The organism is Pseudomonas sp. 210_17 TE3656, from assembly GCF_054821965.1.
Genome location: NZ_JBTRBC010000001.1, coordinates 5,559,026 through 5,573,855 on the forward strand (window position 1 = coordinate 5,559,026; position 14,830 = coordinate 5,573,855).

At 61.5% G+C, this 14,830-nt stretch carries 10 protein-coding genes; 2 read left to right on the forward strand and 8 right to left on the reverse strand.

From position 1 onward, the window contains the following. Positions 1-130: 130 nt before the first annotated feature. The 8 genes from ACVI9W_RS25375 to ACVI9W_RS25410 form a co-directional block, all read right to left on the reverse strand. A complete protein-coding gene (locus tag ACVI9W_RS25375; RefSeq protein WP_461531708.1) occupies positions 131-838 on the reverse strand; it encodes a zinc ribbon domain-containing protein in 708 nt (235 codons plus the stop codon). 176 nt (positions 839-1,014) lie between these two features. Continuing rightward, positions 1,015-2,658, reverse strand: coding sequence for a fatty acid--CoA ligase (locus ACVI9W_RS25380; RefSeq protein ID WP_461531709.1), 1,644 nt, complete (start codon positions 2,656-2,658; stop codon positions 1,015-1,017). Between the two features lie 11 nt (positions 2,659-2,669). Continuing rightward, complete coding sequence (locus ACVI9W_RS25385) at positions 2,670-4,448, reverse strand: acyl-CoA dehydrogenase C-terminal domain-containing protein (protein ID WP_461531710.1); 1,779 nt, start codon at positions 4,446-4,448, stop codon at positions 2,670-2,672. Continuing rightward, positions 4,441-6,915: an efflux RND transporter permease subunit gene (locus ACVI9W_RS25390; RefSeq protein ID WP_461531711.1), complete on the reverse strand. Its 2,475-nt coding sequence runs from the start codon at positions 6,913-6,915 to the stop codon at positions 4,441-4,443. Before ACVI9W_RS25390 ends, ACVI9W_RS25385 begins: the two co-directional genes overlap by 8 nt. A gap of 30 nt (positions 6,916-6,945) precedes the next feature. Further along, the gene (locus ACVI9W_RS25395) at positions 6,946-8,013 is read right to left on the reverse strand and encodes a WD40/YVTN/BNR-like repeat-containing protein (protein WP_461531712.1); all 1,068 of its coding nucleotides are present in this window, start codon (positions 8,011-8,013) and stop codon (positions 6,946-6,948) included. Positions 8,014-8,112: 99 nt separating this feature from the next. Then, positions 8,113-9,471 (reverse strand): DUF1329 domain-containing protein, encoded by a 1,359-nt coding sequence (locus ACVI9W_RS25400; RefSeq protein ID WP_461531713.1) that lies wholly within the window; start codon positions 9,469-9,471, stop codon positions 8,113-8,115. A gap of 41 nt (positions 9,472-9,512) precedes the next feature. Further along, positions 9,513-11,468, reverse strand: a complete 1,956-nt coding sequence (locus ACVI9W_RS25405) for a DUF1302 domain-containing protein (RefSeq protein ID WP_461531714.1) — start codon at positions 11,466-11,468, stop codon at positions 9,513-9,515. A gap of 85 nt (positions 11,469-11,553) precedes the next feature. After that, complete coding sequence (locus ACVI9W_RS25410) at positions 11,554-12,120, reverse strand: RBBP9/YdeN family alpha/beta hydrolase (RefSeq protein ID WP_157192480.1); 567 nt, start codon at positions 12,118-12,120, stop codon at positions 11,554-11,556. A gap of 276 nt (positions 12,121-12,396) precedes the next feature. Between ACVI9W_RS25410 and ACVI9W_RS25415 the strand changes: the two genes are divergently transcribed. Together ACVI9W_RS25415 and ACVI9W_RS25420 are read left to right on the forward strand one after the other, a co-directional pair. Further along, the gene (locus ACVI9W_RS25415; RefSeq protein WP_157192479.1) at positions 12,397-13,407 is read left to right on the forward strand and encodes an AraC family transcriptional regulator; all 1,011 of its coding nucleotides are present in this window, start codon (positions 12,397-12,399) and stop codon (positions 13,405-13,407) included. Positions 13,408-14,513: 1,106 nt separating this feature from the next. Continuing rightward, complete coding sequence (locus tag ACVI9W_RS25420; protein ID WP_461531715.1) at positions 14,514-14,816, forward strand: DUF6124 family protein; 303 nt, start codon at positions 14,514-14,516, stop codon at positions 14,814-14,816. Positions 14,817-14,830 lie beyond the last annotated feature (14 nt).

The following is a 14,830-nucleotide window of genomic DNA, read 5'->3' on the forward strand; positions in this document are numbered from 1 at the left end:
AGGCTGCGCCACCGTCGACCTACTGGCCGGTGTGGCGCTGCCGGTGGGCAAGCTGCAGATGGGGGCCTACAACCTCAGCGTTCGCAGCTACGAAACGCTCTACATGCAGGCTAACCAGGCTACGAAACGTTCAATCAGGCTGGATCGGGTCGGCGGAAAACCAGGAACCCATCAGTTCAGTGGTCGCGGCCTGGAACTCCACATGGCCGTGCCGGTAGCGTTCTTGTTTGAGGACCATGTCGTTGAAGCGCTTGTAGATTTCCTGGTGATCGGCACCCGGCGATGCGCCCGCCAGCGCGACGCTGGCCACGAGCAGAATTTCTTCCCCTGAGGCCCGTGTATTATCGCCGGAGGCAAACAGGTTGATACTGGTCAAATAACCGGTTTCTTTGTCCACAGAGCCGATCAGGCCAACGTAAGAACCAAGCGTTGTGTCGAGAAAATCAAGGACCTCCCCTGTTTCTATGTCTGTCGGGTCAATGGCAAAAGGCTTGTCGAGCGCTTTGAACGTTGCGTTCACGCGATCGGCGTAATGCTTGGGTGTCATCCCCAGCGTCACGTAATACACCAATTGACCGTTCTGTACCTTCACCGGGCTGCGAGGCGCACGGACCTCAACCGACTCGTCGACGGCGAAGATAGGGGGGATAGGGGCTAGTGCAGTGTTGTTCCAGCCCGAAAATACCGCAAGAAACAGGACCATCACGACCACGACGCCGGCAATCACTTTAAGCTGTTTTGCCGTGTTTACCGTCGGGTTGTGCTCGCCGCAGTTCGGGCAGACGTTGACTTCGTTGTCTACGGGGTGGTTGCACGACGTGCACAGCGTGGCGGTCATCAAAAGCGTCCTTTCGTCCTTGAGCGTGGAAGGACAATTGTACCGTCTGACCGTCCCTTATGGGAGCAACTGGCTGTCACTTGGTTAACCTGTGGGAGCCGGCCTTGCCGGCGATTGCCGCCACACTGGCCTCATCGCCGGCAAGGCCGGCTCCCACGGGGATTAAGCCGCCGTACCTACAGGGCGTGAGTTTCGCGAATCAGCTTTTTGTTGATCTTGCCGACGCTGGTTTTCGGTATCTCGTCAACAAAGCGCACGTGCCGTGGCACCGCCCATTTGTTCAAACTGCCATTGTCGACAAACTGCTGCAGGTGCTGCGCAAGGGACTTTTGATCCAGTTGCACGCCGGCAACGCAGACCACCAGGGCCAGCGGTTGCTCGCCCCACTGCGCATCGGCAACCCCCACCACCGCCACCGAATCAACGCCGGGGTGCTGGCTGATCAAGCTTTCCAGTGCCACCGAACTGATCCACTCGCCACCGGTCTTGATCACGTCCTTGATCCGGTCACGGATCTGCAGCACGCCACGGTGGTTGATACAGCCCATATCGCCGGTGTGCATCCAGCCGCCGGCCCACAGCGCGGCGCCTTGTTCGGGCTCCTTGAGGTAGCCTTGGGTCAGCCAGGGTGCGCGAACCACGACCTCGCCCAGACTTTCACCGTCGTGGGCTACATCATGGCCCTGTTCATCGACAATGCGCAGGTCCACCAGCGGGATCGGCACACCAGCGTTGATCCGCAGCGGCACCTGCTGCTCCAGGGGCAGTGCCAGGTCTTCGCGGCTGAGGCTGGTCAGGCACAGCAGCGGACAGGTTTCGGACATGCCGTAGCCGCAATAGATCTGGATTCCGCGCGCACTCGCCCGGGTGGCCAGGCCCTGGGTCAAGGCGCTGCCGCCGATGACCATTTTCCAGCCGTCCAGGTCGGTTTTGCGGCCCTCTTCGCAATCGAGCATCATCTGCAGCAGGGTCGGTACGCAGTGCGAGAAGGTCACCTGCTCTTCACGGAACAGGCGCACCAGCTGGTTGGGCTCATAGCGGCCCGGATAGACCTGCTTGATCCCCAGAGCCGTGGCGACATACGGCACGCCCCAGGCATGTACATGGAACATCGGCGTAATCGGCATGTACACATCGCCCGAACGCAGCAAAGGTTCGCCGCCACAGGCAGCAAGCGTGCCCAGTTCGTTGAGCGTATGCAGCACCAGCTGGCGATGGGTGAAGTAAACGCCTTTGGGGTTGCCGGTAGTGCCGGTGGTGTAGAACAGGGTCGCCAGCGAGTTTTCATCGAAGTCGGGGAATTCGTACTGACTGTCAGCTGCTGCCAGCAATGCCTCGTACTCACCCAGCACCGACAATTCAGTGGCGCAGGGCTCGGCATCGCTGAAGCGGACAAAGCCTTCGACCGTCTGCAGTTCGCCCTGCAACTGTTCCATCAACGGCAGGAAATCATCATGCACCAGCACCAGGCGGTCTTCGGCGTGGTTCATGGTGTAGCGAATCTGTTCGGCGGACAGGCGCACGTTGACCGTGTGCAGCACGGCGCCGATCATCGGCACGGCAAAGAAGCACTCCAGTGCGCGGTGACTGTCCCAGTCGAGCAAGGCCACGGTATCGCCAGGTTTGACCCCGGCCTCGACCAGCACATTGGCCAGGCGCTGGATACGCTCCATCAAGGTCGTGTAGGTGTAGCGTAGCTTGTCGGCGTAGACGATTTCCTGGCCGGGTTGATAGCGCACGCCGGAAAGCAGCAGGCGCTTGATCAGCAACGGATAGCTATAGGCCCCGGGTGCCGGGGCAATGACGCGGGTATTGATCATCGCAGGGACCTTCACAGTTGATCGGCGTCGAGCAGGAACAGGCTGGCGCTGCCGGCTTTGACCGTGGCGCTGAGCGACTGGATGCGCGGCAACAGGCGCGCGAAATAGAACCGCGCAGTGCCCAGTTTGCTGGCGTAGAAGCCTGATTGCTGTGCTTGCTCCAGGGCGACATCGGCCATCTGCGCCCACATGTAGGCGTACAGCGTGTAGCCGAACACATGCAGGTACTCCACCGCTGCCGCACCAATCTCCTGTGGGTTACCTTGTGCGCGGTCGAGCACCCAGGCGGTCAGTTCGTCCAGGTTGGCGACTGCGGCCAGCAGCGGTGCGCTGAATTCGCTACGCGAGGCACCGAGCGATTCGGCGAATGCCTTGATCTGCGCAGAGAGCACCGCATAAGCCCGGCCACCGTCGGCGACCAGTTTGCGGCCCAGCAGGTCCATGGCCTGAATGCCATTGGTACCTTCGTAGATCTGGGTAATGCGGCAATCGCGAATCAACTGCTCCTGGCCCCATTCGCGGATATAACCGTGGCCACCGAACACCTGCTGGCCATGAACGGTGGTTTCCAGGCCCATGTCGGTCAGGAACGCCTTGGCCACGGGCGTCAACAACGCCACTTGTGCTTCGGCACGGCTGCGCTCGGCAGGGTCCTGGCTGTACTTGGCCAGGTCCAGTTGCAGTGCGACATAAGTGGAAAATGCCCGCCCGCCTTCGTTCAGGGCTTTCATGCTCAGCAGCATGCGCCGCACGTCCGGGTGCACGATGATCGGGTCGGCAGGCTGTTCGGCCGCTACCGGGCCAGTTGGCGCGCGGCTTTGCAGACGCTCACGGGCGTACTCGATGGCGTTCTGATAAGAACGCTCGCCCAAGGCCAGGCCCTGGATACCAACGCCCAGGCGCTCGTAGTTCATCATGGTGAACATGGCGTTCAGGCCCTTGTTCAGGTCACCGACCAGGTAACCGACGGCGCCATCGAAGTTCATCACGCAGGTGGCCGAGGCCTTGATACCCATCTTATGTTCGATCGAACCGCAACTGACCGCGTTGGCCTCGCCCAGCGAACCGTCCGCCTCGACCATTACCTTCGGCACCAGGAACAGTGAGATGCCCTTGGCGCCGTGCGGCGCATCCGGCAGCTTGGCCAGCACCAGGTGGATAATGTTTTCCGTCAGGTCCTGTTCACCACCGGTGATGAAGATCTTGGTGCCACTGATGCGGTAGCTGCCATCGGCCTGAGGCTCGGCGCGGGTGCGGATCAAGCCCAGATCGGTGCCGGCATGCGGTTCGGTCAGGCACATCGAGCCGGTCCAGCGCCCTTCGTACATGGGCGGCAGGTATTGAGCCTTGAGCTCATCGCTGGCGTGGTTGAGCAGCGACAGGCAGGCGCCTGCGGTCAGCATCGGGTACAGGCCAAAGGACAGGTTGGCGGCGTTGAGCATTTCCTCGACCTGGGCGCCAATCACTTTGGGCATGCCCATGCCACCGTACTCCACCGCGCCCGCCACACCCACCCAGCCATCCTCGGCATAGCGGCGATAGGCTTCGGCGAAGCCATCCGGGGTGATTACCCGGCCCGCTTCCCAGCGGCAGCCCTGCTCGTCGCCGCTACGGTTAAGCGGCGCCACCACCTGGGCAATGAGCTTGCCGGCCTGTTCGAGAATCGCCTTGGCAGTGTCGGCATCGACCTGCTCGGCCAACGCGGGTATCCGTGACCAGATGGCCGGAATGTCGAAGACCTCGTTGAACAGAAAATCCATATCGCGCAAAGGTGGTAGGTAATCAGACATTTTGCGAACACTCTACTTCTTGGGTGGTGTGTTTTAACCGGTCGTCAGCGACGGTGCCGGGAGCAGTAACCTGGGCCTTGTTGCCAGGCAGGAGGAAATACGACAGGGCCGGAATCAGGATCAGCGCGCCGAGCATGTTCCACAGGAACATGAAGGTCAGCAGGATGCCCATGTCGGCCTGGAACTTGATCGGCGACCAGGCCCAGCCCACCACGCCGGCAGCCAGGGTGATGCCGACCAGACCGACCACCCGGCCGGTAAAGGCCACGGCGTTCTCATAGGCCTCGGACAGCGGCATGCCTTTGCGCTGGTAGTGCAGCTGGACGCTGAGCAGGTACAGCGCATAGTCGACGCCGATCCCCACACCCAGGGCGATTACCGGCAAGGTGGCGACCTTGACGCCGATGCCCATCATCACCATCAGCGCCTCGCACAGCACCGAAGTGAGCATCAGCGGCAGCACCGCCACCAGGGTTGCGCGCCAGCTGCGGAAGGTAATCAGGCAGAACACCGTGACCGCCAGATACACCAGCAACAGCATGGTGCGGTTGGCGTCGCGCACGACGATATTGGTCGCCGCTTCGATACCGGCACTGCCGGCGGCCAGGAGGAACTGACGGTCTTCACTGCTGTTGGCCTGGGCGAAGCGCTCGGCCACCGCGACCACTTCATCCAGGGTGTCGGCTTTGTGGTCCTTGAGGTAGGCGATCACCGGCATCAGCGAGCAATCGTTGTTGAACAGCTCCGGGGCGTTGACCGAGGCCTGTTGCGCCGCGTAGTTGAGCACGTCCTGGTTGCGCTGGATGCTGTTGAGCTTGGGGTTGCCTTCGTAGGTACCGGCAGTGATCTGGCGCACCGCGTTGGTCAACGACAGCGTGGTCTGCACCCCGGCGTGTTGTTGCAGCTCCCAGGCCAGGCGGTCGGCGAGCACCAGGGTCTGGTAGCGCAGGCAACCTTCGGGAGCGGTCTTGATCATCACCGCGAAGGTGTCGCTGGACAGCGCGTAATGACCGGTGATGTAGGCATTGTCGCGGTTGTAACGTGAATCGGCGTGCAGCTCCGGGGCGCCGCTGTCGAGATCGCCGATCTTCAATTGCAGGCTCAGGGCAAAGCCCCCTACCCCCAGGACTGAGGCCACCAGCAAGGCCGCGGTCGCCCATTTACGCGTGGTAAAACGGTCGAGCAGGTCCCAGAGCTTGCCGAAGCCACGGTGTTCGGCGGCCCGCGAGTCAATGCGCAAGGCGCGCTCGGCGGCTTTGCGCCCGACACCGACATAGGACAGCGCCACCGGCATCAGCAGCAACGAGGTGAAGATCAATACCGCCACGCCGATACTGGCGGTGATGGCCAGGTCCTTGATCACCGGAATGTCGATCAGCATCAGCACGGCAAAGCCCACCGCATCGGCGAGCAACGCGGTGACACCGGCCACGAACAAGCGCCGGAAGGTGTAGCGGGCGGCGACCTGGCGATGGGTGCCGCGGCCGATGTCCTGCATGATGCCGTTCATTTTCTGCGCGGCGTGCGATACGCCAATGGCGAAAATCAGGAACGGCACCAGGATCGAATAAGGGTCGATGGCATAACCCAGCCAGGCGACAATGCCCAGTTGCCAGACCACCGCCGTCAACGAGCACACCACCACCAGCAAGGTACTGCGCACGCAGCGGGTGTAGAGGTAGATGATCACCAGTGTGGTCAGTACCGCCAGGGCAAAGAACAGCATGACCTGGATCAGCCCGTCGATCAGGTCGCCCATCAGCTTGGCAAAGCCGATCACATGAATCTTGTAGGTACCCTGCGCTTCGTACTGGCTGCGCAGTTGCTCAAGCTTTTGCGAGAACGCGTGGTAGTCGATACCACGACCGGTGGCCGAGTCCTGGTCCAGCAGCGGCACGATCAGCATGCTCGACTTGAAGTCGCGGGCGACCAGGCTGCCGACGATATTCGCGCGCTCGATGTTCTGGCGCAGTTGCTCGATGTCGTCTGCCGAACCCTGATAGCTGTCGGGCATCACCGGGCCGCCCTGGAAGCCTTCTTCGGTGACTTCAGTCCAGCGTACCGCCGGGCTCCACAGTGACTTCATCCAGGCGCGGTCGACGCCCTGGCTGAGGAACAGCTCATCGTTGATCTGCCGCAGGGTCTGCAGGTAGGCCGGGTCGAAGATGTCGCCCTCGGTGTTTTCCACCACCACCCGCAACGAGTTGCCCAGGCCGCGCAACGACTGGCGGTTTTCCAGGTAGTTCTGGATATAGGGGTGGCTCTGCGGAATCATCTTCTCGAAGCTGGGCCGCAGCTCCAGGCGAGTCACGGCCATGAACCCCAGCACCAGGGTCGCCAGCAGCATCATCAGCATGAACGGCAGTCGATGATTGAACACCAGACGTTCCAGCCAGTTGCCGGAGCGGGTGTCGAATTCGCCGAGGGTGCGGATCACCGGCAAGGTGTCTTGTTGGATATTGGCCATCAGGTTTATCTCTTGTTATGGGGACGGCAGTTATTCAACGGCGAGCGTGCGTACGCCACGTTCGCCCACCAGCACCAGCTCGGTCGCGGCATCGAATGTCGCCGCGCTGATCGGTGTGCGTGCCGTTTGCCTGATCTGGACGAAGCTGGCGCCATCGTCGCGGCTGAGCAGCGCATGCCCGGCCTGGCTCAGCAGCCACAGCTTTCCGCTGCTGTCGAGGCTTGCCGCAGTGATGCTGTTGGCAAGACCGGTGTTCACCGGCTGCCAGTTCTGGCCGCCATCGGTGCTGCGCAGCACATGGCCACGCAAGCCATAGACCAGGAGCACCCCCGGCTTGCCGACGGCACCAAAGAATGTGCCGCTGTAAGGCGTGGTCAGGCGGGTGAAGTGCTGGCCATCGGCGTCGAGCTTGAGCAGCAAGCCCTGCTCGCCGGTGATGTACAGCGTGCCGTCGACACTGGCCAGGCTGGTCAGGTGCAGGCCTTGCGGGTTGTCGCTGCGTTCCAGCCATGGCTCCCAGTGCTGGCCGCCGTCGCGGGTGTGCAGCAGCAGGTTGAAAACACCGACTGCAAAGCCGTTCTGTTCGTCAGCGAACCAGACATCCAGAAACGGTTTGTCGGCGCCTTCTTGCACCAGCCGTTCTGCTTCTGCGATCAGCGTCGGCCAACGTTCGTCCTGCGGTGCGGCCTGGGCCTGGGCGCGGTAGTAGGCCAGCACCTGTTCACCCAGCACGCGGCCGTCCAGTTGCTTTTGCCAACTCACACCGCCATCGCCGCTGTGCAGAATCACGCCGTCATTACCCACCGCCCAGCCCTGCTCGGCACTGGGGAAACTCACGGCATTGAGGTCGGCACTGGCCGGCACGCTGGCCTGCTGCCAATGGCCGCCGTTGTCATCGGAATACAGAATGTGCCCACGCGGACCGACAGCTACCAGGCGCGCGCCGACGCCGGTTACATCACGCAACGGGCTGGCTGTTGCCAGGGCGCTGGGCATGGCCGGCAGATCCAGCACATCCGTGTAAGGTGCGGCCTGTGCCGCACCTTGAAGGGCGGCCCACGTCAGCATCAACGCGGTACAGCGCTTGAGAGAATACATACCGGGTCCTCCGGATCGCCGCTGCACGCAGCAGGCTGCTCAACCAACGGTCCGACATCGTGGTTGCGATGCCGGACCGTACCTACCTTGCCTGCGAACTCAGCGAATGCCGGCGCCAGCCAGGGACTCAGGCGACCACTGGGTCTTGGACAGCGGGTCGATGTAGCGAATGCCGCCGTAAGCGCCGACCACGCCATTGAGGTTGTAGGTACCGCCGATCAGGTCGTAGATCATGAAAGGCGTGGCGTCCGGGGTCTGTTTGTCATAGCTCTGGCTGAGGAAGGCGAACGAGCCACGGTAGAGCTGACCACGAGCGTCATACTGGTCGGAAGCCAGAGCGATCCAGCTGTCCTCGTCGAGGTAGAAGCGACGCTTGTGGTAGATGTGGCGGGCGCCGTCCTTGAGCTTGCCTTCGACCACCCACACACGGTGCTTCTCCCAACGCACGAACTGCGGCGCCAGATGGTTGGGGGTGATCAGCTGCTTGATGTCGGTGTTGTAGGTGAGCTTGTAGGTGTTGTAGGGCACAAACATTTCCTGCTTGCCCACCAGGGTCCAGTCGTAACGGTCCAGGGCGCCGTTGAAGACGAACACGTCATCATAGGTACCCGAGCCCGAGGTACCGGGGTTGGGGGTGTCATACGCCAGGTTCGGCGCGAGCTTGACCCGGCGCTGTCCCGGCAGGTACTGCCAGGCGCTGCGTGGCTGCACCAACGGGTTGGCGGCGTCACGCAGCATCATCGCTTCACCGGCACGTCGGGCTGGCGCGGTGTACACCAGTTTCATCTGGTAGTAGGTGTCTTTGGAGCCGATGGTTTTGCTCATGTCCTCGTAGATCGGGTAGCTGATGTTGGCCTGACCGGTGGTGGACAGGGTCGGCACACCGGCGGAATCGACGTTCCATGAGTCGTACTTGGCCGCCATACTCACGCCCTGGTAGCGCAGGAGGAAGTTCCACATGGCCTCGGCACCGGTCTGCGGAATCGGGAACGGAATCCCTGGCAGCACGTTTTCAACCGCGGTACCGCCTTCCTTGCTGTGCGCACCGACAGCATTTTTTGCGGTGTTGTCCAGTACAGGCTGGGGCAGCGCGACGGTGCGATGGGTCGGGTAGACATCCACCGAGAACGTCGGGAAGCGCTTGAGCAGCTCCTGGGTGGTAGCGGTCAACTGGCCTTTGTACTGATCAGCGTTCTTGGCATTGATGACCATCAGCGGCTTTTCGCCGGCAAACGGGTCGGGACGCATGCTGTCGCCGCTCTTGAAGCTGGCGGGTGGGGTGACCAGTCCGCCCTGATAAGCAGGAATGGAACCGTCGGCATTGGCGGCACTTTCGGCGCCGATACGGGTCAGGCTGGTGCCGAGGCGGGCTGCCTGGTCGCTGGATACTGCGGCCTGGGCGGAATGGATTGCTGCCAGTGACAGGCAGGTGGCTAAAAGTGTACGCATGTAATTCATGATGATTGTTTTCCTGCGTGATGTCTGAAGGAAGACGTGACTCAAAAAGTGGTTTTTACGGTCAGGTACAGCGCGCCACGGTCCTCAGTGGTCGCCCCGCCGCCAGAGAAAGAGGCATAGCCTCCGCCGTAGCAGGTGTAATCCTGCTCGCCGTCCAGGGCATTGGGAGTCGTGCCATCGGTCTGACCGTTCTTGCACGACTGCGTCTTGCCAAAGCTGTCGACATACTTGAGGTCGACGAAATACTGGTTGTAAACCGCAGCGCTGACGCCCACTGCGTAGTTGCCGGTGTCCTCGGCGCCACCGCCCTGCACCGGCGAGACACCATCGATACCGACGTTGACCGACAGCGGCATGCTCATGTCGACGCCGGGCATGACCTGGTACCAGGTCGGGGTGAAGTTGACGGCGATGCCCCAGTTGTCACGGGTCGGTTTGTCGATCCCGCGGTAGCTGCTCTTGCCCTTGTACAACGCCTCGTTGTGGCCATCGAGCTTGAGCAGGTTGCTGTAGAACAGTTCGCCCAACAGGGTCGCGCTATCGAACAGCGGTGTATCGGCGATGGTCATCAGGCCGTTGAGGGTCCAGTGCAGTGTCTGGCCGGTGGCGCTCAGACCGTCGCCGTCGCTGGGCACGTCAGTGATCACGCCACTGCTCGGCAGGCGTGGAGGCAACAGGCCGAAGCCGCCAGCCAGCCCGCCTCGGCCCGGGGCACTGACGATGGCCGGAATGCTCGCCAGCGGCATGTTGTGGCGGATGTTCAGGTCGCTGCCGACGCTGATGCCGGCCACGTCTTTGGACAAACTCAGGCCATAGACATCGATGTTATCGGCGTAGGCAAACTGGTAAGTGGCGCTCTGCAACGAGTTGTAGAGGTTGCCGACCGCGCCTTGGCGACCGGCAGGCGGGTTGCCGAACGGGCCACGAGACACTGTCAGGCCACGGGTATCGAGCCAGGCTTGCGGGAGGATTTCCGAAGTTTTGCGGTAGTAGAAGCCCATGGTGCCGCCCAGCCATTCGGGCGACCACTTGGCCATCACGCCCCAGTCACCGCTCTTGTCCGGGGTCAGGTCGTGACCACGGCGGATGCTGGTCAGCGCACCGCGCACCGGGATCAGCCCGGGCGTGCCGGTGTGACCCAGGAGGAAACTCTGGGCGCCCTCACCCACCACATCGGAACCACCATAATAGGTGCCCGCTTCCGGCAACCGGGCGGCATCCCAGTCGAAGAAATATTGCGCGCCGATGGTCAGTTCCGGGTTCACCAGAAACGAGCTGGACAGCTGATTGCGCGGTACGAACAGCTCCTTGGCCTCAGTGCCAGGCGAGGCTGCCAGCTTGGCCAGATCGAGGCCGGACTGACCGTAGCTGAGCGAGTGCACCGGGTTGAGCAGGGTCTCGCCCCAGAACAGGTTGTGCTGGCCGAGCTTGCCGCTCAATTGTGAGTTTTCGCCGATGTCAGTGCTCATGAACACAAACGCATCGAGCACTTCGCCAGACGGGCCAGTGTAATAGCGTTGGGCATAATTGCTCAGGTGCGGGCTACCCAGCGGGGTGCCGGTACCCGGCAAACCATTAAGGCTTGGAACGATGCCGGAACTGTCACCATTGCCGTTGACGAATGGGTTGGAATTGGAACCGGTGTTCTCGTAAGCCTTGTCATACCAGCTGGCAGCGCTGACGCGAAAGCCCATGCTGCCCTGGTAGATCACATCCAGCTCGGTCAGCAGGTCGACGCGGTTGGTGATGTTGGTACCGGCTTTGCGAAAGTTGTAATCGCCGTCGTTGTTGTTCGGCGTTGCCAACATGCGCTTGTCGGCGCTTTCGGTACGTACGCCGTAGTTGTACTTGACGGTGTTATCCAGGCGCACAGCCCAGTCTTCGTTACCGGTATCGACTTCGAACGCATGAGCGCCAGGCAAAGCGAGCAAACTGATGGCACAGGCCAGCAGACGGCGCTGGGACGGCACAGCGCATTGAATGCGGTGTTTTGGCATTACGATGACTCCACGAATTGTTATTTTTGTTATCGCCGCCCGACTTGTGCGGGCGTTGGTCAAGCGTCCATGCGCGACGGCAGGGTTAACAGTCCAGCATTTGAATGAAGGTTTCGGCCTGGGGCCAGGCACCGAACCCGGCAGCCGGGTTCAAGTGGCCGACTGCGCCGAGCAATTCAAGGTCGCTGCCCCAGCCTTCGGCCATGGCGGTAACCGCCTCGAGGCTGGCCAGGTGATCGTTGCTGCTGGCAGCAACAATGCTCGGGAACGGCAACGGTGTGATCGGCAGCGGCGCCCAGCCATTGGCGCGCAGGGTGTCCGGGCTTGGGTAGGCGGCAGGCCATTGAGCGTTCAGGTCCGGTGGTGCCGCCAGCAACGCGCCTTTGATCGGCCGGTCGTAGCGGGCGGCCCAATGGGCGACCATCAGCACACCGGCGCTGTGCGCCACCAGCACGACTTCACCGTCGATCTGCTCCAGCTCGCGCTGGATCGCTTCGACCCGGGCGTTGCAGTCCAGGCCATTGACCTGCAAGGGCGGTACTGAGCGCACATTGGCCAGACGCGCCTGGAGCAGGGTCTGCCAATGCTCGGCAACATGGTCACGCAGGCCGGGGACGATCAGGACGGTAGCGGCGGTATGCAATCTTTCCACGTCAGCACCTATGCTCAAGTCAGTCTGCTCACCACGTTGGGGGAGCGCTTGACAGTCACAGTAATCACCCCTACCCCCGGGTGCTTTACATTGAACGTCAGTAACTTCTCATTTGATGACACCGATGCGGGCAGCCGTCCGCTACGCTTGAACGGTGGGCAGATTGCTCCGGGAGAGGGGCAGGAAACGGCTTTTCATTTGATGACACTCAGGCTATAAAAAGCGACCCGCCGCAGAAGCGGGACGCCTAATGAGAAATGCGTGGAAAACAATAAAATGACCGCCCTCGTCCGTGCTGCAAGCTTGACCAACTACCTCGAAGTGTCGCGCCACGTGGGGTTGAACCCGCACGCCTTGCTGGCCCAGGTCGGCCTGAGCGCCGCATTGCTCGATGACCCCAACCAACGTCTTGCGGTTTCAAGCGTAATTACCCTGCTGGAGGAATCGGCGCGGGTCAGTGGTTGTGAGACCTTTGGCCTGCGAATGGCCGAATTGCGCCAGTTGTCGGACTTCGGCGAGATCAGCCTGTTGCTCAGTCACCAGCGCACGCTGCGTGATGCCTTGCTGGTGATCGTGCAATACCGGCATTTGCTCAATGACGCGCTGGCGATTCATATCGAAGACGCGGGCAAGACGGTGATCATTCGTGAAGAAGTGGTCAGCGACCTGCCGCGCGGCAGTCGGCAGGCTACGGAGCTTGCGATCGGGGTCATGCGGCGTCTGTGTGCGGCTGTATTGGGGGCTCACTGGCATCCGATCAGTGCCAATTTCACCCACAATCCTCCCGCTGACCTTGCCATTCACCGGCGGATTTTTGGTTGCAAGCTGGTGTTTGGCAGTGAGTTCAACGGCATTGTCTGCCCTGCGGCCGATCTGGATGCGGCCAATCCGCTGGCCAATGAGGCGATGGCGCGCCTGGCCCAGCGTTATCTGGATACGCTGCAGGCCGGGGGCAAGCTGTCGCTGGAGCTGGAGATGCGCAAGACCATTTATTTGTTGCTGCCCATGGGGCGGGCCACTATCGAGCAAGTGGCGCAGACCCAGGGGATGAATGTGCGAACCTTGCAGCGGCGGCTGGAGGAATGTGGGGTGACGTTCAGTGATTTGATCAACGGGGTGCGGCGGGATCTGGTGATTCGTTATCTGGAGAATCCCAGTTATTCGCTGGGGCGGATTGCGGATATGTTGGGGTATTCGATGCCTAGTTCGTTTACTCGCTGGTTCATTGCGCAGTTCGGGGTGCCACCGGCTACCTGGCGGGTGCAGCATGGGGTTCAGCAGCGCTGAGGCTTTTTGGGCTTTGATGGTTGTGGGCATATCCATTTGCGATGGTGGCTTTTAGTCACCTTTCCGCCCTTACGGCGGGTTACTTTGGCAAACGCCCCAAAGTAACGCAAAGGGCTTGCCCCACCAGGGGCCCTACGCTGCGCTTCGGGTCCCCTCGCTGCGGCGTCGCTACGGGGTATCGCGAGCTACGAGTTGCAAGCAACTCTACGCTTCGCGACTTCGGCTACGCCGAAGGTGCTGCGCACTCACCCCTTCGCAACGCCTCCGCTCGGCCCTTCTGGTTAACGGGGCAGTAGATCAAGATCAAAAGCACAATTCGCTTCGCTCTTGCCTATCGCAGGTGTGCCGACAATCTGTGTGGCTACCGCTCCGAGAAAGACAGCTGACTCAATACAAAACGTAGCCCTCCCCCCAAAAGCAAGAGCGAAGCGAATTGTGCTCTTGATCTTGATCTGCTTTTGATCTTGATCCACCGGCCCCGTTAACCAGTAGGGCCGAGTGGAGGTGTCGTGGAGGGGCTAGCGCGCAGCGCCTTCGGCGTAGCCGAAGTTGCGAAGCGTAGAGTTGCTTGCAACTCGTAGCTCGCAATGCCCCGTAGCGACACCGGAAGGAGGGAACCCGCAGCGCAGCGTAGGGCCCCTGGTGGGGCGAGCCCTTTGCGTTACTTTGGGCTGGGCCGGCACACCGGCGTTTGCCAAAGTAACCCGCCGTAAGGGCGGAAAGGTGAATCAGCGCCACCATCGCCAATGGATATGCCCACAAACTCGAGGGCCTCATCGCGGGACAAGCCCACTCCCACCGGGCAAATCAGATTCCCCTGACTAGCCAGCACCTGGTCCTAGGACCTATCCTACGCAATCTGTCGGCCTCAGTAGCTTGCCCGGGGAAGGTCTTCACACTAGGCTCGCTCGGTCACTGAATGTTCAGTGATCGGGTTTGGCGACCCGGACAAGTTAAGACATCACCATGACGCTTTATGGTGGCTGTGCGCGGGAGGGCTTCGGCCCTGCCGGGTTCCTAACTTACCGGTTCGCCAACCCGCGTACAGCTGCCACCCATTTGTTTGGCGACGAAAGTGTGGCGGCTCCACAAGTTAGGAGTTGACCATGAAAAAGCCCGTCCCCGATCCCCCCAGCCTGCACCTCATTGAAACGCTCGAGACCGACGTCCCCTCTTGCCCGGAACATCCGCCCTTGTTCAGCGTACGCGCCGGCGTCAGTGCTGAAGATGCGCTGGTACATGCTTCGTTTTACCTCAAGTGCGCCCGTACTACCGTTATCGAAGCCGTCCGCCATACCAACAAGGAAGGACGAGGCCTGGCCTGGTCCACCCAGCATTCGGTGGAGATGGCCATGGCGCTGCTTGATGCGTTGCTGGATGGGCTGGAAGAGCGACAGATGCCAGGTTGATCAGGCTGCTGTAG